Source organism: Minwuia sp., from assembly GCF_048263705.1.
In the GTDB taxonomy this organism is placed as follows: Bacteria; Pseudomonadota; Alphaproteobacteria; order Minwuiales; family Minwuiaceae; genus Minwuia.
Genome location: NZ_JBLXDV010000002.1, coordinates 329,578 through 354,894, shown reverse-complemented (window position 1 = coordinate 354,894; position 25,317 = coordinate 329,578). Strand labels below are relative to the sequence as shown.

The following is a 25,317-nucleotide window of genomic DNA, read 5'->3' as shown; positions in this document are numbered from 1 at the left end:
GCATGGCTGACGCTCACGCAAAGAATCACGACTATCATCTGGTAGATCCGAGCCCGTGGCCGGCGGTGGGTGCCCTGTCGGCATTCATCATGGCCATCGGTGCGGTGACGTGGATGCACGCCGAAGAGGGCGCGGCGCTGATCCCGAGCATCGTCTTCTTCGTCGGCCTGGCCGGTGTCCTCTACACCATGCTGGTCTGGTGGCGTGACGTCATCGACGAGGCCGAGCACAAGGGCTATCACACCCCGGTCGTGCAGTTGCATCACCGCTATGGCATGATCCTGTTCATCGCCTCCGAAGTGATGTTCTTCGTCGCATGGTTCTGGGCCTTCTTCGGTGCCGCGCTCTATCCGAACGAGGCCATCGGCGGGACCTGGCCGCCCGAGGGGATCGAGGTCTTCGACCCCTGGCATCTGCCCTTCGTCAATACGGTAATCCTGCTGCTGTCGGGTACGACCGTGACATGGGCGCACCATGCGCTGAAGGAAGGCGACCGCAAGGGGCTGATCAACGGCCTGATCTGCACGGTGATCCTTGGCGCCCTGTTCTCCTGTGTGCAGGCCTATGAGTACATCTACGCGCCGTTCGGCTTCACCGACGGGATCTACGCCTCGACCTTCTTCATGGCGACTGGCTTCCATGGTTTCCACGTCTTCGTCGGCACCATCTTCCTGCTGGTCTGCCTGATCCGTGCCGCCAAGGGACACTTCTCGCCCGATCACCATTTCGGCTTCGAGGCGGCTGCCTGGTACTGGCACTTTGTCGATGTGGTCTGGCTGTTCCTGTTCATCTGCATCTACTGGTGGGGTGGCGCAGGTGGTGTGATCCACCACGGCTGATGTGGCGAGCACCGGCCCGGGGCTGATGGAAGATTCCTTCGTCTCTCCCTTCCGGGCCGGATTCACCTGCCGCTGTCCCCGGTGCGGTGAGGGCCGTCTGTTCGACGGCTTTCTGGGGATCGCCTCGCAGTGCGACGTCTGCGACCTGGACTACGCGAAGGTCGATTCGGGCGATGGTCCCGCGATCTTCGTCATCTTCATCATTGGTGCCATCGCGGCGGCGCTCGCCCTGCATGTCGAGTTCACCTACGCGCCGGCGCTCTGGGTCCATCCGCTCTATCTCGTGCCGCTGGTCGTCGGCGGATCCCTGTTGCTGCTGCGCCCGGCGAAGGCGCTTCTGATTGCGCTGCAATACAGGAACCGGGCAACGCAGGACGTCGACTATTGACCCGTCCCTTTCCGGACAGGATCCGACATGCGATTTAGACCCTCGATCCCGCTCACCGTCTCCGCAGCGATCGCCTTCGCGATCCTTTGCGGTCTGGGCATCTGGCAACTCCAGCGTCTCGACTGGAAGAACGGGCTGATCGAACAGATCGCGGCGCGGATGGATGGCGCGGCCGTCCCCCTGCCGGCACAGCTTGACGAACCAGATGACTGGCGGTTCCGTCGCGTGACGGTCACCGGAACCTTTGACCATGCGCACGAAGCGCATCGCCTCGGCAAGGCGGAGCGCGGCAGGGTCGGGTACCGGATCTTCACACCGTTGATCCACGATGACGGTCAGGCCGTGATGGTAGAGCGGGGCTGGGTGCCCGACGGGCTGAAATCTCCCGATACGCGCCCCGCAAGCCTGACCGAAGGGTCCGTCACCGTGACGGGTGTGCTGCGCCTGCCCGACGAGCGGAACCTGTTCACGCCCGACGACGATCCGGTGCGCAACCTGTGGTCCGCCTCGGACCCGGTCGCGATGGGCGCGGCTGCGGGATTGCAGACACCGCCTTGGTATGTGGTCGCCGAGGAATCCGGCGTGACCTGGCCGCGCGCCGGACGGCCCGAACTGCATCTGATCAACAATCACCTGGAATATGCGTTCACGTGGTTCTCGCTGGCGGTCGTGCTGCTGGTGATCTGGCTGATCATGGGCCTGCGCCGCGCGCGGGAGCAGGATCAGGCATGAGCGTACCGGACACATACACCACGCTGGAGCAGCGCTTCCAGCGCCGCAGCCGCATCCAGGACGCGCTCGCGATCCTGCATTGGGACAGTTCCACGCTGATGCCCGATGGCGCGGTCGGCGGGCGGACCGACCAGATTGCCGAACTGTCGCTGATCGCGCGGGAGATCCTGCTGGACCCGATGACCTCGGACCTGCTGGACAGCACGGAAGCCAACCGGTCGGCACTTTCCGGCTGGCAGTCGCGGAACCTGGATCTGATGCGCCGCGAACATACGCTGGCGACCGCCGTTCCGAGCGATCTGGTCGAAGCCCTTCAGCGCGCGGGCGCAGCATCCGAGATGTGCTGGCGTACGGCCCGGCCCGGCAATGACTTCGCGGCCCAGCGACCGCATCTGGAAGAGATCTTCCGGCTGACGCGGGAGGCCGCGGCGAGCCGCGCGGCGGCCCTGGGACTCTCTCCCTATGACGCGCAGTTGGAACTGTTCGAACCCGGTCTGCGGGATGCGGACATCGCACCGGTGTTCGACGATCTGTCCGGATGGCTGCCGGATCTGGTCGATGACATTCTCACCCGCCAGGGTGCCGGGCCGCAACCCGTCCAGCCGGTCGGTCCGTTTCCGGTGCCCGCGCAGAAGACGCTGGGCGAAGGCCTGATGGCGGCGCTGGGGTTCGACTTTTCCCAGGGCCGTCTCGATGAAAGCGCACATCCCTTCACAGGCGGCGTCCCCGACGACGTGCGGTTGACGACGCGCTATACGACCGACGGTTTCGCCGAGGCGCTGATGGGGATCCTGCACGAGACCGGGCACGCGCTCTACGAGCAGGGCCTGCCGGTCGACTGGCGCGGACAGCCGGTCGGCGGTTCCGGCGGCATGGCGCTGCACGAGAGCCAGTCGCTGGCGGTCGAGATGCAGCTCTGCCGCGGCCCCGCGTTCGCCCGATACCTGTCGCCGCAGGTTTCGGCGGCATTCGGCGGCCAGCCCGCTTTCGATGCCGCGAACCTTGCCTCCCTCGTCACGCGGGTGAAACGGGGCCTGATTCGTGTCGACGCCGACGAAGCCACCTATCCGCTGCATATCATCGTCCGTTACCGGCTGGAGAAGGCGTTGCTGAGCGGCGATCTGTCGATTGCCGATCTGCCGGGTGCCTGGAACGACGTGATGGCCGAACTGGTGGGCGTGCGCCCGCCGGATGATCGCGACGGATGCCTGCAGGACATTCACTGGATGGACGGCGCAGTGGGCTATTTCCCGACCTACACGCTCGGCGCGCTCGCGGCGGCCCAGTTGACGGCGGCGGTGCGGCGTGCGCTGCCCGATCTGGACGATCAGGTCGCGCGCGGCGATTTCTCGGCCTTCCTGAAATGGCTGCGCGAGAAGGTGCACGCGCTGGCCCTCAGCCGGACGACGGGCGAGATCATCGCCGATGCGACCGGTGCACCGCTTTCCGCCGACGCGTTCCGCGCACATCTGCGTACGCGCTATCTGGGCAGCTAGAACATGGGCAAGGGTCTGTGCGGGCAGCATTATTTCGATTTGATGATGATCTCATCAAAAACCGCAGGCATGCCAACATGACGATCAATCCGTATTTCACTTCGCGCGACAAACGCATTAGGGTCGCGTTCAATCAAGAAAGATCCGAGGAGGAACCGACATGCGCCTGATGACCTTTGAAGCCGAGGGCAAGACCAGTTTCGGGATTGTTGAAGGCGAAGGCGTGATCGACCTTGGCGTGGCGATGGACGGAAAATATGACGACCTGCTGAGCCTGATCGAGGCCGATGCGATGGCTGAAGCGGCGGCTGCGGCCAAGGGCCGATCTGCCGATCACGCGCTGTCGGATGTCACCTTTCTGCCGGTCATTCCCAACCCGCACAAGATCGTCTGCGTCGGCCTGAACTATGAGGATCACCGCATCGAGACCGGGCGCGAGCCCACCGGCTATCCGGTGCTTTTCCCGCGCTACGCCAACTGCCAGGTCGGGCACGCGCAGCCGATGGTCAAGCCGGTCAATTCCGACATGTTCGATTACGAAGGCGAGATGGCGGTGATCATCGGCAAGGCCGGGCGCCACGTGTCACGCGAGGATGCACTGGATCATGTGGCCGGCTATTCCTGCTACAACGACGGTTCGGTGCGCGACTGGCAGTCCCATACCCACCAGTTCATGCCGGGCAAGAACTTCACCGCCACGGGCGCCTTCGGACCCTGGATGGTGACGACCGACGACATCCCCGATCCGTCCGCGCTGACGCTGACCACACGTCTGAACGGGCAGGTGGTCCAGAACGCAGATACCGACCAGCTGATCTTCAACATTCCGTTCGTGATCTCCTATATCTCCAGCTTCATGGAACTGCAGCCCGGCGACGTGATCGCGTCCGGTACGCCCGGCGGTGTCGGCATGAAGCGCACGCCGCCCCTGTTCATGAAGGACGGTGACACGGTCGAGGTCGAGATCACCGGCATCGGAACCCTGCGGAACGGCATCGTTGACGAGCGCGCATAACAGGCGACCGGCACCCGGTTAATCGACCGTTAGGAAAAGCCGTGCAGGTTGCACCCTCGCAAATTGTTGAGGGTAAACAGCCATGTATCTCTATCGTGCGGTTAACCGCCTGTTCCTGTCCGGCAGCTATCTGGGCAAGATCCTTGTCGTCAGTTTCATCGGGGTGCACGTCCCGATCATCGGGGCCGTCTCCTATATTCTGCTGACCAGCGGACGCGGTATCATGGAAAACATCGATATCGTGATTGCAATGCTGGTCGCCACACTGGTGGGTACGGCGGCAACGCTGGTGATTCATCACGGCCTGCTGGCACCCGTACGCATGGCTGCGAAGGCGCTGAACAGCTATCTCGATCATCGGGCCGTCCCGGCGCTGCCGACGAAATACAACGACGAGGCCGGCGTGTTGATGGCCAACGTACAGGAAAGCATCACGCGGCTGGACGCGGCGCTGGATGCCATCCGTGCCGAGAAGGAAGCCGACGAACGGCATCTGAAAGGCAAGCTTGAGCTGCTGTCCAGCATGAGCCACGAACTGCGCACGCCCCTGAACCACATCATCGGCTTTGCCGAGATGATGTCGAACGAGGTCATGGGGCCGCTGGGCGGCGAGAAGTACAAGGACTACGCATCCAACATCGGTCGCAGTGGCGGCGATCTGATGGAAACCGTCAAGGTTCTGACCGAAATCGGACATGCCGAACAGGGCGACGAGGTCGCGGTCGAGCAGATCAATGTCACCGACCTGATCGATCAGAACATCGGCCTGATGCATCTGCGTGCCGAGAAGTCGGAGAAGAGCCTGTCGCGCGCACCCGTGGATGCATCGCTGACGGCGCTGGCGGATCCCCGTGCCATCAAGCAGGCGCTGACGCACACATTGCAGGCGGCGCTTGCGACGTCACAGGCCGGCACTGCCTGCTGGATTGCGGCACGACAGGATGCGGACAAGGTCGTCATCGAGATCATTGCAGATGAGTCCGCGTGGATACTGGATGATGTGCCGCCGGAGCTGCGGCACGCAGGGCTGAATGCGGGCGCCTATTCGTCGGTAAACGAGGGAACCGAAAGCATCGCGTCGGTCAGTCCGACGGCGGTTCATCTGTCCCTCGTCTCGACACTGATGCGTGTAAACCGGGGGGCTCTGACCCTTGATCGGGACGGACGCAATCGCAGGTTCGTGCTGACCCTGCCTCTCGCGCCGGTGAACCAGTCGCAGCAGATGGCTGCCTGATCCCCTATCCCGTCAGGATCAGCAGCAGCGCCGACACTGACGCGACGGCGAGCCCGGTGGTGACCAGCACCACCGTGGACGCCCGCGCGATGGCGGCGTCGTACTGGGTCGCGAGCACGAAGATGTTGGCCCCGGTCGGTAGTGCCGCGACGGCGACCACCAGAACCGCAATCTCCGCCGGCAAGTCGAGCAGCATGAAAGCCGCCACGGCGGCCAGCGCCGGATGGATGAACAGTTTCATCGCGCTCGCGAAGGCGACCTCGCCACGGCCCTCGGCGATGGGGCGGCCATAGAGCGATCCGCCCAGCGCGAACAGGGCACAGGGTCCGGCCGCGCTGCCCAGCAGATCGCCGAACCGGTCGACGGGGCCGGGCAGGGGCAGGCGCAGCAGTCCCCACGCGGCACCGATCAGCATGCCGAGCATGAAGGGGTTGCGCCCGAATCCGGCGATGACCTTGCCGACCAGCCGCATGGGCGACACGCGCTCTCCCGTGCTGGCTTCCAGCATCACCATGATCAGCGAGATCAGGATCAGGTTGTCGGTCAGCAGGATCAGCCCGACGGGCGCTGCGGCCTGTTGCCCGAACGCGCCGATCATCAGCGGTACGCCGAGATAGGCGATGTTGGAGAAGCCGCTCGCGCCGGCGACGATGGTGCGCTCCGGCAGGCTGCGGCCATGAAACAGCAGCATGCCGGCGACCAGGGCGAGGCCGAACGTGACCACCGATGCGCCGGAATAGGCGGCGACGATACGCCAGTCGAACAGTTCGTCCAGCGGATTGCGCGCCATGGTGAAGAACAGCATCACCGGCAGCGCGAACAGGTAGACGAAACGGTTCAGCCCCTCCAGTCCGGCCTGGCTCAACGCACCGAAACGCAGCGCGCCATAGCCGATCAGCACCAGTGCGAACAGCGGCAGGACCGAATCGAAGACAGCGCTCATCCGGGCAGCCGGATCGGCAGCAGGCCTTCCAGGTAATCGGCATCGGGCGGGGACTTGCTGCCGGTGCGGCGGCTGAAGAACGTGTTCACATACTCGACGCGGGCGACGGTCACGCCGTCGGTCACGTCACGGATCAGGTGTCCCATCCTGAGCGAGTTGGCCCCGATGCCCAGCAGAACCGTACGGCATTCCAGCAGGTCGCCCATGCGGGCAGGCCTGCCGTAACGCACCTGGATGGCGGTGACGCCGCCTGCGGTGCCGGTGGCACTCATGCGGTCGCGATGGCGGCCCAGCCGGATGTGCACCGCCCAGAGGCCGCGCGTGATGATGTCATACAGGCCGCGCGGCGACTGCAGCCCCGTCCGGTCACAGTCACGCACCTCGACCGTGCCGTACCAGGTCGTCCAGGCGTCGTCCGGCGTGTGATCCGGCATCCAGGGGTCCATCATGGGTCGCATCGCGCGCAGCGGGTCGGCCTTCGGGAGCGCGGATCCCGGCCAGTCCCGCGTTTCCCGGCTCTCGACGGTCTGCACCGCGAAACCGGTTTCGAAGCGCATGGCGCGGACCGCGCCCGGACAGGTCTGAACCGCTCCGTTCAGCAGGGCCTGGCCGCCCGCGGCCCGGCAGACGACGCCGTCCAGCGTGACGCTGTCGCCCGGCACCAGTTCCCTGCGGAAATCGATGCGATCGACGACGGGGCGGACGGTCTGGCCCGCGTCCCGCAGCAGGTCGGGCGTAACGCCATGTGCCGTCGCGGCCGCCTGCCGCGCCTCGTCCAGCGCCTGCGCGTAGTGCTGGACGTTGATGTGCCCCCCGAGACCGAGTTGCCACTGATTGAAGGTGCCGCGCCAGTACGTGCGTTCGCCACTCATAACCCGAAGGCCTCCGGCGGACAGACAAGTGCGCGCGCGCGATGCAGGATGTCATCGGGCATATCGGTGCGTTTGCGCGCCTTCAGGTCCATCGGCAGGCCGACGGTGTGTGCCGTCAGCGCCAGCCGGTCCCCTTCGATCAGGCTCATGCGGTGTCCGATCAGGATCTTGCCGGGGCTGACCGAGATGAAGCCGCTGTTGACACGATAGAGATCGCCGGGGCGCAGCTCGCGCCGGAACTTCTGCTCCATCGAGACGGCCGCCAGCCCGAGCTGGCGCTCGGCCACCACCGACTTCCCAAGGCCGATCAGGTTCATCAGGAAGAAAAACCCGTCGCTCAGCGCTGCGCTGTAGAACTGCACGTTCATGTGGCCGAAATGGTCGCACTGCTCGATCCGGACAGTGCCGCGAAAGGTCTCGGGTGGTTCATCCATCATGCTTTGGCCTTCGTGGTCTCTGGCAGGTTCTGGCCGGAATTCAGAACGTGGGCGCGGACGGGCCTGTCGCGGCCCGGGATCTCGATGGTGCGTGCGGTGTCCTGGTCCATTGTCAGGCCGGCCGCGTCGGCCACGGCACGCGAAAAGACCAGCTGGGTCCCGAACGTCTTGTTGGCTTTCTCAAGGCGGCTGGCGATGTTGACCGCGTCGCCGATTGCCGTGAACGAGACCACGTTGCGATAACCCATTTCACCGACGATGACGTCGCCAAGATGAATGCCGATGCCGAGTTTCATCGGGTGCAGCAGGTCGCCTTTCAGCGCCTCGTTCATCTGTTCCAGCGCGATCGACATGGATCGTGCGGTCTCCAGCGCCTGGCGCGCGCCGGTCTCCGCGTCGGAATCGATGCCGAAAAGGGCCATCACCCCGTCCCCGATGAACTTGTCCAGACGTCCGCCGTTCGCCTCGACGGCTTCGCCCATGTAGCGGCAGTACTGGTTCATGACGAACACCACATCATAGGGCAGCTTGGCTTCCGCGAACTTGGTGAAGGCGCGCAGATCCGCGAACAGCACCGCGATGCGGCGCTCCGCTCCCTGGGCATAGCCGGGATCGGCGAAGGCCTCGCGCATCGGCGTGGGCTGGGGCAACAGGGGAATGACGCTCAAGGTCTGGTTCGGCTGCAGCTGACAGGCCAGCCGCACGCCGTCGGGCGCACCGATCCGGCGCAGCACGCGGCGTTCGGAGGCTTCCATCGGCGGCAGGTCTTCGCGACCCTCGACGATCTTGACCCGGCAAGTCGAACAGCGCCCGCGCCCGCCGCAGATGCTGGCGTGCGGAATGCCTGCCCGGCGGCTGGCTTCCAGGACGGTCACGCCGGGTTCGACCGCGATCCTGCGGTCTTCCGGGTAATGCACCACGATAAGACCCTTGCGCCGTTCGAACAGATAGTGCGATCCGCGCACGGCACCGAACAGGACGAGGGCGGCGATCATGCCGGTCCAGGCGATGTCGCGCGTGGCGTACACCCATGCGCTGGCCTCGGGCGGCAGCGCCGTCGCCTCGACATAGGCCGCCATCCAGACGGGATCCTTCGTAAGCGCCGCCACTTCCTGGCCCCCGTTGACGAAACCGACAAGGCTTAGCACCAGCAGCAGCAGTGCCGCCGTGTATGCGGTCGGGACGAGCGGCGCATAAAAGCTCTTCAGGCGCAGCCACATGTGGATGCCCACACAGCCGTGCACCCAGGTGATCACCACCAGGATGGCCTGCTGCAGCCCCGTCCAGGGATCAAAATGCCAGAGCGCCATCAGCACCCAGGGATAGGTGTCTTCCAGTCCGTAGAGCTCGTGCAGGCCGCGATTGGCCAGCACGTGAAAGACGACAAGCGGTGGAATGGCGATGCCGGTGACATACTGAATGATGTCGGTGATGCTGAGGCCGCGCCAGGTCCGCCGGCGGTAGGCGGATCGCGCGACGGTCAGCGTGTGCGCGACCAGGGCGAGGACCAGGACGGCGGTGCCGACCCATGACCGCCAGACGAACAGGAAGACCTCCCGCCCCGCGTCCATCGCGGTCACGGAAATGATGCCAAGCGCATGGTTCGTCAGATGGCTGGCCACAAAGGCAAACAGGATCAGTCCCGAATACAGCCGTATCCTGTTCGTCATGTTCATGATGGCGAGATTAGAGCATTTCCGATCTGTGGGAAGTGCGCGCGGTCAGACGGCCTGCTCTCCGTAGAAAAGCATCTGCACGTGCTTTGCCTCCGCGAAGAACAGCCAGCGTTCGACCATGACACCTGCAAGGTGGATCGGCACGGCCAGCCAGCAGAGCCAGTGGGGCGCGACATCGAACAGCGGCAGCGCGATGATCGCGGCCGGCAGCAGGCCGCCGGCGATCACGGCCACCAGACGCAGTTTCATGGCGTGGCGTCTGGCAACGCGGAAGCCCATTTCCTTCGTCAGCCAGTTCTCGGTGACGTGGGGACGCTCGAACAGGCGCACATCATTGTCGCCCAGGCCGGTCGCCGATCCGATCGTCGCGGTGGGTGCCATCCTGTCGATCCGGCCCCAGACGGTCACCTTGAAGTACCAGACCGTGAACAGGAAGAAGAGCACGACGCCGTAGCCCATGTTCGATGCGTCTCCCGCCGCCGCCAGCGCGATCATGCCGCCGCCCGTCGCCGCAAACAGCAGGAAGATCAGGCTGGTCGGCTGTTTCGCCCAGGATGGGACCGCTGCGATCGACTGATAGATCATGCCGGTCGCGCGCACCGTCACCATGCTGATGATTGCGAGAGCGATGCCGGCAAAGCGCCAGGCATCATAGTCCCGTGCGAACGGATCTTCCCGCAGGAAGCTCGCGACGATCAGCACGAAGGCCAGCAGCATGGTCACGATGGCCAGCACGCCCTCCCGGCTGAGCCAGCTCGTCCGCCACTGACTGAGGGCGAAGCGCGCGCGGGCCGGAGACCGCAGATGCAGCAATGAGTTGAGCAGACCGAACCCGGCCATCAGAAAGCCGAGGATCGCCGTGATCTGCAGACCGTCGATACCAAGAAAACGGCCCGTCAGCCAGGCGGCGGTCAGGGCACCGAAGCCGGCTCCCGAGAGGGTCGTGAAGAGGATGAGGGAAAAAGCGGGATGCATTCAGGTAACCCTCATCCGATCTTCTCCAGCGCCCCGTCGAGCCATTTCCAGAAACCCGTCAGGTTCCCGCCGGTCTCGGCAGGGGCACGTGCGGCCGTGCTTGGAATGGCGCGTTCGCGGGGCGGCAGATAGCGGTTCACGGGCTTCGTGCCCAGTTCCGGCATCAGTTCGTAGCCGCTGCGTTCGGCGACCAGCTTGCTGACGTCCGAATTCGGGTCGGCCAGATCGCCGAAATGCCGTGCGCTGGACGGGCAGGTGCGCACGCAGGCGGGGATGCGGTCTTCCTCGGGCAGGTCGTCGGAATAGATGCGGTCCACGCACAAGGTGCATTTCTTCATCACGCCGGCCGCCGGGTCCATCTCCCGCGCGCCATACGGGCAGGCCCAGGCGCACAGGCCGCACCCCATGCAGCGGTCCTCGTCCACCAGCACGATGCCGTCCTCGGATCGTTTCAGCGAGGCGCCGGTGGGGCAGACGGTGACGCAGGGCGCGTCGTCGCAATGCAGACAGCTTTTCGGGAAATGTACCAGCCGGGCCTCGTCGCCCGACCCGTATTCGAACGAATGGATGCGGTTCAGCCACGCGCCGGACACGTCCGCGCCATAGGGGTCTTCGTCGGCCAGAGGCGAGAGGTCGCCGCCCGTGTTCCATTCCTTGCAGTTCACCGCGCAGGCGTGACAGCCGACGCAGGTATCCAGGTCGATGACCAGTCCCAGCTTCTTGTCCATGGTCTGCGGCAGGGCGGTCATGTGCGCACCGGCCGTGTCGGGTGATGAGCCTGCATGTCCGGGGTCTCCTTCGATCCGGGGGCGGCGTCCTGCGCGTCGAAGCGGGGTTCGGTGCGCGCGTTCTCCTGATCGTCGACCTTCTCCAGCCGGATGCGGAGATCGAACCAGGCAGCCTGTCCGGTGATGGGATCGGAGTTGGCGACGCGCTGTCCGGAACCGTCGTCAGGCAGCAGCTCGCGGATCAGGTGGTTCAGCAGGAAACCCTTCTCGGCCTCCGGCGCATCCGGGTCCAGCCGCCATGCGCCCTTGCGCTTGCCGATGGCGTTCCATGTCCAGACGGTCGATCCGTTCACGGCCCGCATGCGCTGGATGGGCACCCGGATCCGGGCATGGTGGCTGACCACATCGACCAGATCGCCGTCGGCGAGATCCATCTCGTCGCAGATCGCGTCCGGCACATACAGCGCGTTGGCGGTATGGATCTGGCGCAGCCACGCGTTCTGGCTGCCCCACGAATGATACATGGCCATCGGGCGCTGGGTCAGGGCATGCAGCGGGAAGTCGCCTTCGGCCACGGCCTCCCCCTCGAAGGGCGGATACCAGATCGGCAGCGGGCTGAAGGCATCGGCGACGGCCTGCCGGCGATGTTCCGGCGGCTGACTGTCGCCGTGGCCTTCCGCCGCCAGCCGGAATTTCTGCAGCGGCTCCAGGTAGAGCTGGAAGGTGACCGGGCTCGGCTTGTCGAAGAAGCCCTTCTCGACGGCAAAGTCCTGGTAGTTCTGATTCGCGAACTTGAAGAACTGTGCGTCTTCAGGGATCTCTTCCGACCAGAAGCCGCCGTTCTCGATATAGCGGTCGATCTGGTCGGGATTGGGTTCACCGCGTCCGCCGCCATCGCCGTTCGCACCGCGGAACCCCGCGAGAGGACCGACGCCGGGGCGGCGCTGATGATTGATCATGTAGTCCGCGTAATCCCGGTAGGCGGGCGCACCGTTCTCGGCGATGAAGCCCGGCAGGCCCAGCCGCGATGCCAGATCGACCAGCACGGACTGGAACCCGCGCACGTCGCGGTCCGGTTTGACCACCGGCCAGCGGATCGCATCGGCCACCGTATCCGGCTCCCCGATGGGCCGGTCCAGCAGGCTGATGCAGTCGTGGCGTTCCAGATAGGTCGTGTCGGGCAGGATTAGGTCGGCATAGGCCGTCATTTCGGACTGATAGGCGTCGGAATAGATGATCTTCGGAATGACATAGTCGCCGGTCGCCGTGTCCTTCGCCGACAGCATTTCCATCGTCTCGGCGGTGTTCATGGTCGAGTTCCACGACATGTTGGCCATGTACATGAACAGGATGTCGATGGGATAGGGATCGCAGTTGTAGGCATTGGCGATGACCATGTGCATCATGCCGTGGGCCGACAGGGGCGCATCCCAGCTGAAGGCCTTGTCGATGCGCACCGCCTTGCCGTCATCATCGACCAGCATGTCCTCCGGTCCCCGCGGGAAGCCCAGATGCGGCCCGCCCAGCGGCTGGTTCGGCAGGATGGTGCCGACGACCTGATGCCCGGCGCTGACGCCGGTAGGCTTCGGGTGCGCGTCCAGCGGTTTCGGGTAGGGCGGCTTGAAACGGAACCCGCCCGGACAGTCGACCGCACCGATCAGCAGTTGCAGCAGGTGCAGCGCGCGGCAGGTCTGGAACCCGTTCGAATGGGCCGAAATCCCGCGCATGGCGTGAAAGGCGACGGGGCGACCCTTGAAGCTGTCATGGGTTTCGCCGTTCACGTCGGTCCATTGCTGTTTTATCTCAATGGCTTCCTCGAACGCCACCCGCCCGATCTCGGCGGCGACGTTGCGGATGGTGTCGGCGGAAATACCGGTTTCTTCCGCCGCGTTCTCGGGCGCGTATTTCTGATCCAGATAGGTCTCGGCGATCAGCTCAAACACGGGGCGCGCGCTGCGGCCGTCCCCCAGATCGACGCGCCCGCGTAGGTCGGCGTCCGCGCCCCTGGCGGGCACGGCCTGTCCGGTCTTCCGGTCGCGCACCATCTCCGCGCCGTCCGCATCGCGCAGGAACAGCCCGTTGTCGGCCTGACCCGGATGGTCGATGACCAGCCAGCCCGCGTTCGAATAGCGGCGCAGATAGTCGATATCGATATGACCGGCCTTCAGGATCTGGTGGATCAGCGCCAGGATCAGCAGACCGTCCGTGCCGGGCCTCACACCCAGCCACTGGTCGGCGATGGCGGAATAGCCGGTGCGGATCGGGTTGACGGAGATGATCCGCGCGCCGCGTTCCTTCAGCTTCGCCATGCCCATCTTGATCGGGTTGCTGTCATGGTCTTCCGCAACGCCGAAGATCAGGAACAGTTTGGCCCGTTCCCAGTCAGGTGAGCCGAATTCCCAGAACGCGCCGCCCATCGTGTAGATCCCGGCGGCGGCCATGTTGACCGAACAGAAGCCGCCATGGGCCGCATAGTTCGGCGTGCCGTACTGCTGCGCCCACAGGCTGGTGAAGGACTGGCTCTGGTCGCGCCCGGTGAAGAAGGCCAGCTTCTTCGGATCAGAGGCGCGGGTGCGGGCAAGCCACTCCGTCGCCGTCGACAGCGCCTCTTCCCATTCGATCTCCTCGAACTTCCCCTCGCCGCGCTCGCCGACGCGTTTCAGCGGCTTCTTCAGCCGGGCGGGGGAGTAGTGCTGCATGATCCCGGCGGAACCCTTGGCGCACAGCACGCCCTTGTTCACCGGATGGTCGCGGTTGCCGCCGATATAGCGGACGACATCGTTCTCCAGATGCACATCGATCCCGCAGCGGCAGGCGCACATGTAGCAGGTCGTCCTGGCGACTCGCTTGTTCGGTGGTGCTGTATCGGCCAAGCGGTATCCCTCCCCAACAGGACGCGACTCGAATTCCCCGATCGCGAGGTGGAGTTTTGCCCCAGCGCGGCGCGTGGCGCAACGTCTGCGCGTCATGGCAGGGCCTCTGCCAGAAGGCAGCTAGCTTTGGACGATGTCCCGAACCTGTCTGATGGTCATGAACATTCTGGCCGCATTGCTGACGAAACTCTGGAATCCGAATTCCTCGTACCAGCCCTTGCGCCGTGCGAAGGCGTTCGCGTCGCCATCGGACATGACGTCCAGCAGAATGGCATGGCAGCCGGCTTCATCGGCAATGACGCAGGCTTTTTCGAAGACGTGGTGCATGAGCAGGCCGCCGATGCCAAGCCCCTGCGCGCTCCGGTCCACGGCAACCTGACCCAGGAACAGGACCGGTATATTGCCGTGGTTCGGCGTGCCTCTGGGCGGCTTCGCCAATTCGGTCACGTTCATCGTGCCGACACTGATCGCATGATAGCCAAGGACGCGCGCATGTCCCGGTTCGACGGCGACATAGACCCGGGTCATGTCATCCTTCTGCTGCTTCTTCGCCGACAGTTTCAGAAAATTGTCCAGACGATGTACGCCGCAGTCGAAGCCTGAGCGGTCATGTCGCGACGGGTCCCATCTCTCGATACTGAGAGATGTGTCCTCAGTCGGCATTGACCACGCGTTGCCGGTAGGATGCGGCGGCTCTCAGGGCGCGCGGCGATGGCGCTGGTGGCATATCGAGTGCTGCCGCAAACAGTCTTGCGTCCTCTTCGGTCAGCACATGGCGCGCGTTGTTCTCGAGGATACGTTGGGCTTCCTTCGCAATTGCATTGCGCAGAAACACGGACTTGTCGACGCCCAGCGCCGTTGACGCGCGCTCGATCAGTTCAGCCAGACGCTCGCCATGCCGTACCTGTGTGGTGCGGTTCTGCTGCTCGTCGCCTGTTCCGATGATTTCAAAGTCCAGCATGTTGATGTGTCCCTGCATTCGAATGTAATGCATATGGCATTACATATCAATCAAGATGGACAGACTTGCCCGGACGTATCGTCGGAGGCTGGGTGTCCGGGCTACCCGATGGTGCCCAGCACCGGGAAGGTCTCCAGCAGGAAGAAGCCGAACTCCTGGATGTGGCCGGTCAGGAACAGCACGCCCGTGATGGACAGTAGCACACCGGTGCCGATCTCGACCTTACGCATATGGCGGCGGAACCTGATCAGGAAGCCCAGGAACGCGCGGATACCCAGCGCGGCCAGCACGAACGGCACGCCGAGACCCAGCGCGTAGACCGCCAGCAGCGATGCGCCGGAATAGACGTTCTGCTCGCTGGCCGCGATGGCCAGGATCGCGCCCAGGATCGGGCCGATGCAGGGCGTCCAGCCGAATCCGAACGCCATGCCCAGCAGAACGGCGCCCGGTCCGCGCAGCGCCTTCGTGCTGGCGTCCATCCGCGCCTCGCGGTTCAGAAAGGCGAGCCGGAACAGGCCGATCATGTGCAGGCCGAAGATGATGATGATGATGCCGGCCACGGTCTGCAGGGTCAGGATGATGTCGGGATCGCTGCGCAGCAGTTCGGTGATCGCCGAGGCGCTGGCCCCCAGTGCGACGAACACCATGCCGAAGCCCAGCACGAACAGCATCGACATGCCGACCACGCGCCGGGTCATGGCCGCGTCGCGTCCGGCCTTCTCGGTCAGGTCTTCGTAGGATGTGCCGGCGAGGTAACACAGATAGGCGGGGACCAGCGGCAGGACGCAGGGGCTGAGAAACGAGATGAACCCGCCGCCCGCCGCCGCCAGATAGCTGATGCTTGCCGCCATGACTGTCCAGCCTTCCCTTTGAACGAAATCCGATCCGGATCACGTCCCTCATATCGAACGCGAGTGCTATCGCTCCAGTCACATGACCGTCAAGCGTGCTGCGCGCTTCCATGATGCCGCAGCGGACTTATAGTGGGTCTCATGAAAGCGATGATGGTTGAAACCCTCGGCCCGACCGAGGTCATGCAGTATCAGACCCTGCCCGATCTGACGGCGGGTCCGGGCGAGATTCGTGTGCGTATCCGCGCCGTGGGCCTGAACTTTCCCGACATCCTGATGATCGCCGGAAAGTATCAGCACAAGCCGGATCTGCCCTTCGCACCGGGTATGGAGGCGGCGGGCGAGGTGCTGGACGTGGGCGACGGGGTTTCCGGCTTTGCGCCGGGGGACCGGGTGATCATCCACGGCAAGGGCGGCATGTACGCCGACGAGGCCGTGGTGCCTGAAGCCTGGGCCGTGCCCCTGCCGGCACGCTGGAGTTTCGAGGAAGGGGCGGCATTCTGGTCGGCCTATTCCACCGCCTATGTGTCGCTGGTGAACCGGGGCCGCCTGCAGAGTGGCGAGGTCCTGCTGGTACATGGTGCAGCCGGTGGTGTCGGGCTTGCGGCGGTTGAACTGGGCAGTGCCCTGGGCGCGCGCGTGATCGCGACGGTGGGCTCTGATGCGAAGGCCGAGGCCGTCCTGTCGAAGGGCGCGGAAGTCGCCATTGACCACCGGTCGGAGAACTTCCGGGACCGCGTGATGGAGATCACGGATGGTGCGGGTGCCGACGTTGTCTACGATCCCGTCGGCGGAGAATTTCTATTCCAGTCGCTCAGGGCGATAGCATGGGGCGGGCGATTGCTCGTAATCGGGTTTGCCGGCGGCACGATCCCCGACGTGCCCGCGAACTATGCGCTGCTGAAAGGCTGTTCGGTGATCGGCGTGCGCGCCGGTGAATACGGGCGACGCGATCCGGCTGCCGGTCGGCGGAACATGGTTCACATGCTCGATCTCGCCGCCGATGGTAAGCTAAACCCCCATGTCCATTCGGTTTTTCCTCTCGAACGAGCCGTTGAGGCGCTGGCAGTGATCTCCGGTCGTCAGGCGATCGGGAAGGTTGTGCTTTCCCCGTGATCCGCGGTGCCCTGTCGAATGCGCCTGTCCGGAACGCTTTGTTTACGTCTGGGATGCATAGTTTCGGCGTTGTGTGCGTGGGCGCACAGTTCATGTGACGGTTTTGCTGCATATAGGCAACACCAGAGAAACAAAGGCCTCGACACGCTTGACCACCGTCGGGGAGAGGGATAGAGATCAGGTTCCTGGGCCGGGCTAAAATGGCCACTAGTTGAGAATGGTGAGGGTGTCGAGGGAATGATCGACTTGCGCAAGAACAGCTTTAGAGTTTCGACGGTCGGCGCTGCGCTGCTCGCAGCAGCAGGCTTCGTGGCGGTACCGGCTGCCGCCGGTGCGGCTGAATGGTCCTCCTTGTTTCTGTCGACGAACAAGGTTGAGTATATCGACAACTTCGTGAACAGCGTCCAGAACGCTGCGATCCGCGATGACGATATCCGGCTCTCGACCAACAACCAGCTGATCGCGACCGGTCGCCTGCAGGACGGCATCATCGTGCGCGTCGCGGGCCGGCTGCAGTATTTCCAGCACGTTGATCGTACCGATCAGGACAATCTGCTGCTGGGCGGCTTTGCCGACGTGGGCAAGCGGTTCGGTGCCCTGTTCGCGCGGGTCGGATACTTCGGCGATTACCGCCGCAAGGATGGCAACAATCAGTATATCGAGAACGGTGCTGACTTCACCGCGCGCTATGCGCCCAACCGTTCCTACGCGCTGACCGCCAATGTGCGCGGCAGCTATCGCGATTTCGACGAGAACAATTTCCCGGGTCTGGACCAGACGCGTATCTTCGCATCGGCCCGTGCCTTCTGGTATCCGTTCCAGGATCGCACGTTCCTGATGGCCGAGACCGGTCTTCTCGACACGAACGCGGACACGAACTTCCAGTCCAACCTGCTTTACTTCGTGGGCGCGCGGGCTGGCTATCACATCAACAAGAAGGCCTCGATCGGTCTCCGTGCCAAATATTCCAACAAGGAATTCGACGCCGGGAACCCCGCGGTGCAGGGCGGCATTACCCGCGAAGACGATATCTTCGAGGTGTTTGGCCGGGTTGACTATAAATTCTCCAAGAATGTGACGGGCTTCGCTGAAGCCGGCGTCGTTGACCAGCAGTCTAACATCAATACGCAGGACTTCACGGGCCCGCGTGTGGGTGTCGGGGTCAAGCTGCTGTTCTCGACCGCCAAGTGATCGGGCGATAGGCGCATATAAACTGGAACTGGTGCAGGAAAGCCAAGATGAGCAAGTTACGTAATACGATTGGTGCAGTTATCCGCGGAGGCGTCGTGCTTCTGCAGACCGTCGCTGCGGTCCTTATTCCGGCAAAGTTCGCCGATGCGGCGACCCGCGACGACGGCGCGCACAAGGATCGCGTGTCATCCGACGAGGGGCTGCGGTTCGAACTTGATGCCAAGGCGGATGCCGCCCTGGCTCAGTCCGAGGTCTATGTTCAGGTCGCCCAGGCGCAGCGTTCTGCTTCTGATGTCGTCGAGGACGCGGTCAAGTCTCTCAGCGCCCGCGGCGTCGATGTCGGTGCACTGCTGCAGGCCGGCGCGCTTGGCAATGTCGTCAACACCATGATCCAGAACGGTGAGATCCAGGGCGTGGGTTCCGCCGAAGCGGGCGGCGTCGATGTGGAAGACGTTATCGAAGGCTTGGATGCGAGCGACATTCAGGAAATTACCGCAGACAGCTGATCGGCGAGACCACGCCATCCGGATCACCCGGTCTTGCGCCTGATGTTCCAGAAAGACTGAGCGACCGATGCGGATGCGAGCCGCCGAACAAGGCGGACAGGAATACCAGAAACCGGTGCTGTTGGTTTATGACAGCGCCGGTTTTCCTTTTGGTCTGGATCAATGCGCCGGCATCCGGCCCTGCTCGGTCGGGAATCTGCCGAACCATCCCGATATCGACGGGATTTATCTGTTTTCCTCTCCGGACGCCGCCGTGGATGCATCGACGGGCCTCCTGGATGTCGGCGCACAGGCCATTGCCTTCGTTCTGACCACGGCCGGAAGCCGGATCGACCCGTCGCTTCGTCCGTTCAGCACCCTGTTCGTCCAGGCGCGACTGACAGGCTGCGGATTCCGGACCGTCATCTTCATCGATCCGACCGGAGACGCCGTACCCGATCTCGACGGTCTGACCGTCGTCCGCGATCCCCTGCCGCTGCTCGAAGCCGAGCCCGAACCTGCGCCGCGCGGCCCGTCCATCGAACGGTCGCGCACCTTCGCGGGCGTGTTGATGTCTCCGTCCGCGTCACTAGATGAGTCTTTCCGGACATGGACATCCTCGCTAGCCGGACGAGATGACCTCGGCCTGCGTCTGATACTGACCTCGCCGATGCCGACCGAACCGGCCTTTGGCCCGGGTGTCCATATCATCCCGCCCGACACGGTCTCGGACGTCTGGCTGGTGCAGCACGTTGATCTGCTCGCCGTGCACGGGCCGGCCGGCCTGCAGCACGATCTCAGCCGATATGCGGCTTCCGCCGGACTGCCGATCTTCGACGCGTCCGGTGCGGAGGGACGCGTCGCTGCCGACCGTTTCATCGCCACGGGAAAGCCGCCACCTTCCGCGGTCGCCGGTTCCGGCCATCGCCCGGCGACCGGCGACCCCGTGGCCTGGCTGCGCACGATCGCGGCCGACGCCGTCGCCGAGGAGGACAGGCCATGACCCGGTCGGTCACCTTCGTCTGCATCAACGGCACGGGCATGGGCCATGCGACCCGCATCCTGGCGATCGCCCGGCGTCTGCCCGAGGATGTGACGCCGATCATCGTGTCCAACTCCCCGGCGCTGGATGCCTTCGAACTGCTGCCGCGCGCCGTCGTCGAGCATGTCCCGGGTATCGATCACCTCGATATGTCCCGGCGCGCCTGGACGAACCAGCTGCGCCGGGAATTCGAGGCGCTGCTGTCCCTCTATCGCAGCGATGTCGTCGTTCAGGACGGGACGGCGATCTTTCCCTGGGTCTCGGAAAGTGTGACCCGCAGCACCCGTCGGCGGCGGCTGGTCTGGATCCGGCGTCCGATGTGGCGTCAGGTCCGGAACCTGCATCGCAATCTGCAGGATCAGGCGCTCTGCGATCTGGTGCTCGAACCCGGCGAACTGGCGGCTGCGCTGGATCAGGGGGTGACCACCCGGGCGAATGAACTGGCCCCGCCGCCGATGCAGTTCGTGAAGACGGCGCCGATCCGCCTGCTGGATCAGTCCGAGCTGCTGGACAGAGGGGCCGCGCGCGCGCTCCTGAACCTTCGGGACGGGGAGAAGGCGGCGCTGGTACAGCTTGGTGCCGGCCGGATCGAGCGCAACTGGGATGCGGCGGGGGCCGCGATCAACGCGCTTCGGCAACGCGGCGACACCCGGATTTTCCTGGCGCGCTGGAAGATCGCGGGCGAGCAGCCGGCGTTCGGCGCGGATGTCACGGTTCTGGACACCTACCCCCTGGCGCGCCTGTTTCAGGCCTTCGATCTGATCGTCAGTGCGGCGGGGTACAATTCCTTCCACGAGATCATGGCTTCGGACCGCCCGGCCATTTTCATCCCGAACCAGATGGAAGTCGACGATCAGTCGCTGCGGGCCAGCTTTGCCGCACAGTCGGGTCACGCCGAGGTGGTCGAATCGCGGCCCGCACAGGATCTTCCGGCCCGTGTCGAGCGCGGCATCGCCCGGGCGATGCGCAAGGCCCCCGCGCGCCCCGGCGCGTTTCAGGCGAACGGGGCTGCCGAAGCGGCGGATCGGATCGCCGCGCTTGTCGGTCGTTGACCTTGGCGGGGCAATGCGCCCATAGAAGCGCATGACTGATGACGAGGCGCTTTCGAGCAATCCGGCGGTCGGAACTACCCGATCGATTGCCGATCATCTGAGACAGACGGGCCGGTATGCGGAAGCATCCGGTCTCTATCGCCACCTGCTTCGCAATGAAGCCGCGACACCGGCGCTGGTCGAGGCCTATGTCGCCTGCCTGAAGCTTTCGCACGCCGATCCTGTCGCGGCACTGTCCCTGCTGCTGGATCACCGTCCCGAAGATACCGTATTGCGCGCTGCACTCGTCGAACTGTGCCAGTCCGCAGCAGACCATGAACGGGTCCTGCATCTCGTCCGGACCGGCGGGGACGACCTGCCGCTGCCGCTGCTGCTCGCCGGGGCCGATGCTGCGTTCCGGCTGGGCGAACTCCGGCAGTCGGCGGACTTCTATCGCGCGGCCATCGAGCGGGATCCGTCCAGCACGGCGGCCCGCACGGGGCTGGCGCGCATTGGTGCCCGGCACCGACAGTATGATCGCGTGCTCGATTCGCTGGATGACGACCGGGATACGATGCCCGACAAGGACCCGGCCCGGGTCGGGCTTCGGATCGCTGCCAACCGCCGTCTGGGTCAACTGGCGCAGGCGGCTCAGGCCGCCTCGGACGGGATTGATCGAATGCTCGACGCCCGGGATATCGGAAACGCGGCGCGACTGATGGAGCGGCAGGGTTTCTTCGATGTCGCGCAACGGATGCGGCGGCGCGTCGGAAGCGATCAGCCGCTGGAGCGGCGGCGGATCCTGCGGCGTATCGGCAGTCACCTGCTTATCGACGGGCATGTGTCCGAGGCGATCCGGGTCTTTAGACAGCTGGACGCACGCGACTGGCGGCGGCGGGTTCCGGCCCAGCACATGGCGCGCCTGCAGGCGCTTTCCCGCGCCCTGGGTCTGGATGAGATGCCCGGGCTGGACGGTTTGGCGGCGATGGATATCGAACTGCCCGATGTGGTGCTCGAACGTCTGGCAGGCCGGGCTGCGGTACGCGTCCGACCGCCCGAATCGCCGCGCAAGGCGCTTCTGGTCACCGGCACGCTGGGACCAGGCGGGGCCGAACGGCAACTGGTCCTGACCGCGATGGGACTGGCCGAACGATCCACTTCACCGGACCGGATCCATGTTGCATCGCTGCAGGACCTGTCCGTGACCGGCAACGACCATCATCTGGCGGAACTCCATGCTGCCGGAATCACATGCCACGATCTGGCACTTGGCCGGGACCATCCGGACGCCCGGCTGCCGGTCGAGCTTTCTCATGCCGCCAACCTCGTTGGACTGCTGCCCGACAACCTGGCCGCGCAGTTGGGCGCGCTGTGCCGCTTGATGGTCGCGGAACGACCGGCGGTCGTGCATGGCTGGCAGGATGTGACGGGCGCGATCGTGGCGCTCGCCGGGCTGCTGGCCGGTGTACCCCAGATCGTGATCGGGACCCGCAGCCTGGCCCCGGACCGCAAGGAAGGCCGCAATCGGCCCTATCTCAGACGGTTGATGCTGCTGCTGCTGGCGCATCAGCGCGTCAGTCTGGTGAACAACAGCCAGTCCGGCCGGGATGACTATAGCCGCTGGCTCGGCATGGCGCCTGCGGATATCGGTCTGGTGCGGAACGGTTTCGATCTGGCCGGATTTCCCGTCGCGGATCGGGCGTCGCCTGCCGCGGAGCGGGCGGTCGTGATCGGGGGCGTCATGCGCCTGACCGAAGAGAAACGTCCGATGCTGTGGCTAGAGACCGTGCTGGAACTGCGGCGTCGCGGTTTCGATGTCAGGGGCGTTCTGGTGGGGGACGGGCCATTTTCGACGCCCCTCGCGCGCCGGATCGCCGAGGCGGGCCTGGAAGACCGCATCGAACTTGCCGGACGCCGCACTGCGATGGCCCGGGAGTATGCCGGGATGGACGTTCTGCTGCTGACGTCCCGCACCGAAGGGTTCCCCAATGTGCTGGTTGAGGCGCAGGCGACCGGGTGTCCGGTGGTGGCAACCGATGCCGGCGGGGCCCGGGAGACCTTTCTGGACGGTAAAACCGGGTTTCTGGTGCGCGAGGCCACGCCGGCGGCGCTGGCGGACGTCCTTGTCCCGCTTGTCGAAGATCACATGTTGCGGGCCCGATTCGGACGCCGGGCAGCAGATCATGTACGCTCGGCCTTCGGCTGGTCGGCCATGCTCGACCGGACCGAGCAGGCGTACGGCTGGGACCGTCGAGACGAGGAGCATGCCACATGACGGGAAAGCCAGAAGGTGAGGGGCTCGATGCCACGATCGAGGGTCTGCGCCGTGCCTTTGCGGACCGGTTCGGCATGCTGGAAACCGAGGTGGTGCGGCTGCGGCAGCAGATGGAACGCCAGTCCCGGATGATCGCCGATCAGTCGGCGCGCGAACTGATGCAGCGGCGGCTGATCGAGGAGCAGTATCAGTTGCTGCAGGCCCAGCGCGATGCGGACGGTGCGAGACGCAGGACCGGGCCGGTACAGGTCATACCGGTCGCAGACCTGATGGGACTGGAGACGCGGCAGATGCTGGATCGTCCGAATTCGGTCGCGGGCACCGGCGCAGCCCGGGAGCCTCTGTCGAAAGGGCTGACGGGATGGCTGAAGCGCGGGGCCGAAACGCGGGAACTGGTGCCCGTCGATGAAACACCCGGAACCGGTTCCGGCGGCGGATCGGACGAACTGGCGCGCGCGCGACACATCTACAACAGGCTCGAACGACCGGTCGGTCTGTCGTTCCGGCCGTCCCCCGGACTGGCCGCCTATTCGGCCAAACGGGGTGAACTGCGCGCGCTGGGCATCAATCTGATCGGCGTCGACGATTCGCAACTGGATCATCTGGCAGAGGAGATCGGACAGGCGGTATCGCTCAACCGCCGCTTTGCACCCGTGATCCTGACCACGACCCGGTCCGAACTGGGCGCGTTCAGGCGACGGCGGCTGACCTACGAAAGCCTTCCCGTCTTCGATGAGGCGCTCGCGCGGCTGACGGGCATCGCCGATCGTCAGGACTTCTATGACCTGCGTGTCGGCTATCTGCTGCGCAAATGGCAGATCAAGGCCGTCATGAACCTTGGGTCCGCCTACGTCTACCGGTCCGGCGGGGAACCGGCCCGAGATCAGACCAGACGCGGTTGATAGTCCTCGGCCGCGATTTCCGGCTGCCGGCGATCCATGACATCGGCCACCAGCGCGGCGGAGCCGGCCGCCATGGTCCACCCCAGTGATCCATGACCGGTGTTCAGGAACAGACCCTTGACCGGCGTTGTTCCGATCAGGGGCACGCCATCGGGTGTCATCGGGCGCAGTCCGGTCCACAGTTCCGGCTGGCCTTCATACGCAAGGTCCGGGTACAGCGCGTCCAGATCGTCGATCAGGTTCTGTGCCCGCCGGGGATGCAGACGTCGGTCGTGCCCGACCAGATCCGCCTTGCCTGCCGCGCGGATGCGGTCGCCCAGCCGGCTGACGACCATGCGCCGGTTCTCGTCGGTAACGCTCAGCCGGGGCGCGCGGTTGGTCGATGAAAGACGCCGTGTCGCGGAATATCCTTTCAACGGATAGATCGGCAGATCGAAGCCGAGCGCCCGTGTCAGCGCCGGTGACTGAAGACCGGCACAGATCACCAGCCGTTCGGCACCGATGCGGCCCCTGTCCGTCAGCACGCCGTGGATCGCGTCATTGTGGGTCAGGATACGGGTGACGGTCGTCTGCCACCGGAAATCGACTCCGCGCGCCGCCAGTTCCTGCGCAAGGGCGGACGAGAATTTCCGGGCATCTCCGGTTTCATCGCCTGCCGCCAGAATGCCCCCGGCGATGGTGCCGTTCCGGATTGCCGGGACCAGGGCGGGTTCGATCTCGCTGATCTGATCGCGATCCACCCGGTCCATCGCAACCCCCAGGTCCGCCATCACGTCGATCACGCCCAGGCTGGCCTGCAGCGCCCGCTCATCCCGGTAGACCCTGAGAATGCCGTGCGCTTCGCGGTCATAGTCGATGGCGACGTCATCCCGGATCGCGGCGAGGCGCGCCTGGCTGTACAGTGCGAGATTGACCATGCGCACCGCGTTCCGGTCCCAGATCGACTGCCGGCAATTGCGCAGGAACCGGCTGAGCCACCACCATTGCCGCGAATCGGCGGTCAGCCGCAGACGGAACGGCCCGTCGGGCTGCCGCATCCAGCGCAGGGCCAGCGCCAGATTGTGCGGGCTGGCCCAGGGCACGGATTCGGAAGGGCTGATCTGCGCACCGTTGGCGTGACTTGTCGCGCTGGCGGCTTCCGGTTCGGAATCGACGACCGTGACATCATGGCCGCGCGCGGCAAGTTCCCATGCCGTGGTGATCCCGACGACGCCGCCGCCCAGCACGATTGTGTCCACGAAGATGCTCCTTTCTT

24 protein-coding genes are annotated in these 25,317 nt (G+C 64.9%); 13 read left to right on the top strand and 11 right to left on the bottom strand.

Annotated features, from left to right (window positions below):
- Nucleotides 1–2: 2 nt before the first annotated feature.
- From ACN0X7_RS04100 to ACN0X7_RS04075, 6 genes are all read left to right on the top strand, one after another.
- The gene (locus ACN0X7_RS04100; RefSeq protein WP_417514391.1) at nucleotides 3–839 is read left to right on the top strand and encodes a cytochrome c oxidase subunit 3; all 837 of its coding nucleotides are present in this window, start codon (nucleotides 3–5) and stop codon (nucleotides 837–839) included.
- 25 nt (nucleotides 840–864) lie between these two features.
- On the top strand, nucleotides 865–1,227 hold the full coding sequence (locus tag ACN0X7_RS04095) for a DUF983 domain-containing protein (RefSeq protein WP_417514389.1): 363 nt from the start codon (nucleotides 865–867) through the stop codon (nucleotides 1,225–1,227).
- A gap of 27 nt (nucleotides 1,228–1,254) precedes the next feature.
- A complete protein-coding gene (locus tag ACN0X7_RS04090; protein ID WP_417514387.1) occupies nucleotides 1,255–1,959 on the top strand; it encodes an SURF1 family protein in 705 nt (234 codons plus the stop codon).
- Entirely contained in the window at nucleotides 1,956–3,455 is a 1,500-nt protein-coding gene (locus tag ACN0X7_RS04085; protein ID WP_417514385.1) for a carboxypeptidase M32, read from the top strand. Before ACN0X7_RS04090 ends, ACN0X7_RS04085 begins: the two co-directional genes overlap by 4 nt.
- Before the next feature lie 160 nt (nucleotides 3,456–3,615).
- A complete protein-coding gene (locus tag ACN0X7_RS04080; RefSeq protein WP_417514383.1) occupies nucleotides 3,616–4,470 on the top strand; it encodes a fumarylacetoacetate hydrolase family protein in 855 nt (284 codons plus the stop codon).
- An 82-nt stretch (nucleotides 4,471–4,552) separates the two neighbouring features.
- A complete protein-coding gene (locus ACN0X7_RS04075; RefSeq protein WP_417514381.1) occupies nucleotides 4,553–5,704 on the top strand; it encodes a sensor histidine kinase in 1,152 nt (383 codons plus the stop codon).
- Between the two features lie 4 nt (nucleotides 5,705–5,708).
- Here ACN0X7_RS04075 and ACN0X7_RS04070 read toward each other — a convergent pair whose 3' ends face one another.
- From ACN0X7_RS04070 to ACN0X7_RS04025, 10 genes are all read right to left on the bottom strand, one after another.
- Nucleotides 5,709–6,647: an AEC family transporter gene (locus tag ACN0X7_RS04070; protein WP_417514379.1), complete on the bottom strand. Its 939-nt coding sequence runs from the start codon at nucleotides 6,645–6,647 to the stop codon at nucleotides 5,709–5,711.
- A complete protein-coding gene (locus tag ACN0X7_RS04065) occupies nucleotides 6,644–7,519 on the bottom strand; it encodes a thioesterase family protein (RefSeq protein WP_417514377.1) in 876 nt (291 codons plus the stop codon). The genes ACN0X7_RS04070 and ACN0X7_RS04065 overlap by 4 nt, the downstream gene beginning before the upstream one ends.
- On the bottom strand, nucleotides 7,516–7,956 hold the full coding sequence (locus tag ACN0X7_RS04060; protein WP_417514375.1) for an acyl-CoA thioesterase: 441 nt from the start codon (nucleotides 7,954–7,956) through the stop codon (nucleotides 7,516–7,518). Before ACN0X7_RS04060 ends, ACN0X7_RS04065 begins: the two co-directional genes overlap by 4 nt.
- Nucleotides 7,953–9,632 (bottom strand): adenylate/guanylate cyclase domain-containing protein, encoded by a 1,680-nt coding sequence (locus ACN0X7_RS04055; protein ID WP_417514374.1) that lies wholly within the window; start codon nucleotides 9,630–9,632, stop codon nucleotides 7,953–7,955. Before ACN0X7_RS04055 ends, ACN0X7_RS04060 begins: the two co-directional genes overlap by 4 nt.
- A gap of 45 nt (nucleotides 9,633–9,677) precedes the next feature.
- Complete coding sequence (locus ACN0X7_RS04050) at nucleotides 9,678–10,607, bottom strand: dimethyl sulfoxide reductase anchor subunit family protein (RefSeq protein WP_417514372.1); 930 nt, start codon at nucleotides 10,605–10,607, stop codon at nucleotides 9,678–9,680.
- Nucleotides 10,608–10,618: 11 nt separating this feature from the next.
- Nucleotides 10,619–11,356, bottom strand: a complete 738-nt coding sequence (locus tag ACN0X7_RS04045; protein WP_417514370.1) for a 4Fe-4S dicluster domain-containing protein — start codon at nucleotides 11,354–11,356, stop codon at nucleotides 10,619–10,621.
- Nucleotides 11,353–14,208, bottom strand: coding sequence for a molybdopterin oxidoreductase family protein (locus tag ACN0X7_RS04040; protein ID WP_417514368.1), 2,856 nt, complete (start codon nucleotides 14,206–14,208; stop codon nucleotides 11,353–11,355). Before ACN0X7_RS04040 ends, ACN0X7_RS04045 begins: the two co-directional genes overlap by 4 nt.
- 120 nt (nucleotides 14,209–14,328) lie before the next feature.
- Nucleotides 14,329–14,871: a GNAT family N-acetyltransferase gene (locus tag ACN0X7_RS04035; protein ID WP_417514366.1), complete on the bottom strand. Its 543-nt coding sequence runs from the start codon at nucleotides 14,869–14,871 to the stop codon at nucleotides 14,329–14,331.
- On the bottom strand, nucleotides 14,861–15,169 hold the full coding sequence (locus ACN0X7_RS04030; protein ID WP_417514364.1) for a DUF1778 domain-containing protein: 309 nt from the start codon (nucleotides 15,167–15,169) through the stop codon (nucleotides 14,861–14,863). The genes ACN0X7_RS04035 and ACN0X7_RS04030 overlap by 11 nt, the downstream gene beginning before the upstream one ends.
- Nucleotides 15,170–15,270: 101 nt before the next feature.
- On the bottom strand, nucleotides 15,271–16,020 hold the full coding sequence (locus ACN0X7_RS04025; protein ID WP_417514362.1) for a cytochrome c biogenesis CcdA family protein: 750 nt from the start codon (nucleotides 16,018–16,020) through the stop codon (nucleotides 15,271–15,273).
- Nucleotides 16,021–16,173: 153 nt separating this feature from the next.
- Here ACN0X7_RS04025 and ACN0X7_RS04020 point away from each other — a divergent pair, with 153 nt between their 5' ends.
- From ACN0X7_RS04020 to ACN0X7_RS03990, 7 genes are all read left to right on the top strand, one after another.
- Entirely contained in the window at nucleotides 16,174–17,136 is a 963-nt protein-coding gene (locus ACN0X7_RS04020) for an NADPH:quinone oxidoreductase family protein (protein ID WP_417514360.1), read from the top strand.
- Between the two features lie 237 nt (nucleotides 17,137–17,373).
- Nucleotides 17,374–18,327, top strand: a complete 954-nt coding sequence (locus ACN0X7_RS04015; RefSeq protein WP_417514358.1) for an outer membrane beta-barrel protein — start codon at nucleotides 17,374–17,376, stop codon at nucleotides 18,325–18,327.
- A 47-nt stretch (nucleotides 18,328–18,374) separates the two neighbouring features.
- Nucleotides 18,375–18,833 (top strand): hypothetical protein, encoded by a 459-nt coding sequence (locus tag ACN0X7_RS04010; protein WP_417514356.1) that lies wholly within the window; start codon nucleotides 18,375–18,377, stop codon nucleotides 18,831–18,833.
- A gap of 121 nt (nucleotides 18,834–18,954) precedes the next feature.
- Complete coding sequence (locus ACN0X7_RS04005; RefSeq protein WP_417514354.1) at nucleotides 18,955–19,815, top strand: hypothetical protein; 861 nt, start codon at nucleotides 18,955–18,957, stop codon at nucleotides 19,813–19,815.
- Nucleotides 19,812–20,906, top strand: a complete 1,095-nt coding sequence (locus ACN0X7_RS04000) for a glycosyltransferase (RefSeq protein ID WP_417514352.1) — start codon at nucleotides 19,812–19,814, stop codon at nucleotides 20,904–20,906. The genes ACN0X7_RS04005 and ACN0X7_RS04000 overlap by 4 nt, the downstream gene beginning before the upstream one ends.
- A gap of 31 nt (nucleotides 20,907–20,937) precedes the next feature.
- Nucleotides 20,938–23,160: a glycosyltransferase gene (locus ACN0X7_RS03995; RefSeq protein WP_417514350.1), complete on the top strand. Its 2,223-nt coding sequence runs from the start codon at nucleotides 20,938–20,940 to the stop codon at nucleotides 23,158–23,160.
- A complete protein-coding gene (locus tag ACN0X7_RS03990) occupies nucleotides 23,157–24,062 on the top strand; it encodes a hypothetical protein (protein ID WP_417514348.1) in 906 nt (301 codons plus the stop codon). The genes ACN0X7_RS03995 and ACN0X7_RS03990 overlap by 4 nt, the downstream gene beginning before the upstream one ends.
- On the opposite strand, the gene ACN0X7_RS03985 is transcribed toward ACN0X7_RS03990, so the two are convergent.
- The gene (locus tag ACN0X7_RS03985) at nucleotides 24,044–25,300 is read right to left on the bottom strand and encodes a D-amino acid dehydrogenase (RefSeq protein WP_417514346.1); all 1,257 of its coding nucleotides are present in this window, start codon (nucleotides 25,298–25,300) and stop codon (nucleotides 24,044–24,046) included. The genes ACN0X7_RS03990 and ACN0X7_RS03985 overlap by 19 nt on opposite strands.
- Nucleotides 25,301–25,317: the final 17 nt, after the last annotated feature.

What these genes read in the sequence shown, in the direction of transcription:
- ACN0X7_RS04020 (WP_417514360.1), top strand. Translation starts at nt 16,174, where the DNA reads ATGGTTGAAACCCTCGGCCCGACCGAGGTCATGCAGTATCAGACCCTG.
- ACN0X7_RS04025 (WP_417514362.1), bottom strand. Translation starts at nt 16,020, where the DNA reads ATGGCGGCAAGCATCAGCTATCTGGCGGCGGCGGGCGGCGGGTTCATC.
- ACN0X7_RS04100 (WP_417514391.1), top strand. Translation starts at nt 3, where the DNA reads ATGGCTGACGCTCACGCAAAGAATCACGACTATCATCTGGTAGATCCG.
- ACN0X7_RS04035 (WP_417514366.1), bottom strand. Translation starts at nt 14,871, where the DNA reads ATGCCGACTGAGGACACATCTCTCAGTATCGAGAGATGGGACCCGTCG.
- ACN0X7_RS04070 (WP_417514379.1), bottom strand. Translation starts at nt 6,647, where the DNA reads ATGAGCGCTGTCTTCGATTCGGTCCTGCCGCTGTTCGCACTGGTGCTG.
- ACN0X7_RS04000 (WP_417514352.1), top strand. Translation starts at nt 19,812, where the DNA reads ATGACCCGGTCGGTCACCTTCGTCTGCATCAACGGCACGGGCATGGGC.
- ACN0X7_RS04065 (WP_417514377.1), bottom strand. Translation starts at nt 7,519, where the DNA reads ATGAGTGGCGAACGCACGTACTGGCGCGGCACCTTCAATCAGTGGCAA.
- ACN0X7_RS04045 (WP_417514370.1), bottom strand. Translation starts at nt 11,356, where the DNA reads ATGACCGCCCTGCCGCAGACCATGGACAAGAAGCTGGGACTGGTCATC.
- ACN0X7_RS04050 (WP_417514372.1), bottom strand. Translation starts at nt 10,607, where the DNA reads ATGCATCCCGCTTTTTCCCTCATCCTCTTCACGACCCTCTCGGGAGCC.
- ACN0X7_RS03995 (WP_417514350.1), top strand. Translation starts at nt 20,938, where the DNA reads ATGACTGATGACGAGGCGCTTTCGAGCAATCCGGCGGTCGGAACTACC.
- ACN0X7_RS04085 (WP_417514385.1), top strand. Translation starts at nt 1,956, where the DNA reads ATGAGCGTACCGGACACATACACCACGCTGGAGCAGCGCTTCCAGCGC.
- ACN0X7_RS04030 (WP_417514364.1), bottom strand. Translation starts at nt 15,169, where the DNA reads ATGCTGGACTTTGAAATCATCGGAACAGGCGACGAGCAGCAGAACCGC.
- ACN0X7_RS04080 (WP_417514383.1), top strand. Translation starts at nt 3,616, where the DNA reads ATGCGCCTGATGACCTTTGAAGCCGAGGGCAAGACCAGTTTCGGGATT.
- ACN0X7_RS04075 (WP_417514381.1), top strand. Translation starts at nt 4,553, where the DNA reads ATGTATCTCTATCGTGCGGTTAACCGCCTGTTCCTGTCCGGCAGCTAT.
- ACN0X7_RS04060 (WP_417514375.1), bottom strand. Translation starts at nt 7,956, where the DNA reads ATGATGGATGAACCACCCGAGACCTTTCGCGGCACTGTCCGGATCGAG.
- ACN0X7_RS04010 (WP_417514356.1), top strand. Translation starts at nt 18,375, where the DNA reads ATGAGCAAGTTACGTAATACGATTGGTGCAGTTATCCGCGGAGGCGTC.
- ACN0X7_RS04095 (WP_417514389.1), top strand. Translation starts at nt 865, where the DNA reads ATGGAAGATTCCTTCGTCTCTCCCTTCCGGGCCGGATTCACCTGCCGC.
- ACN0X7_RS04090 (WP_417514387.1), top strand. Translation starts at nt 1,255, where the DNA reads ATGCGATTTAGACCCTCGATCCCGCTCACCGTCTCCGCAGCGATCGCC.
- ACN0X7_RS03990 (WP_417514348.1), top strand. Translation starts at nt 23,157, where the DNA reads ATGACGGGAAAGCCAGAAGGTGAGGGGCTCGATGCCACGATCGAGGGT.
- ACN0X7_RS04015 (WP_417514358.1), top strand. Translation starts at nt 17,374, where the DNA reads ATGATCGACTTGCGCAAGAACAGCTTTAGAGTTTCGACGGTCGGCGCT.
- ACN0X7_RS04055 (WP_417514374.1), bottom strand. Translation starts at nt 9,632, where the DNA reads ATGAACATGACGAACAGGATACGGCTGTATTCGGGACTGATCCTGTTT.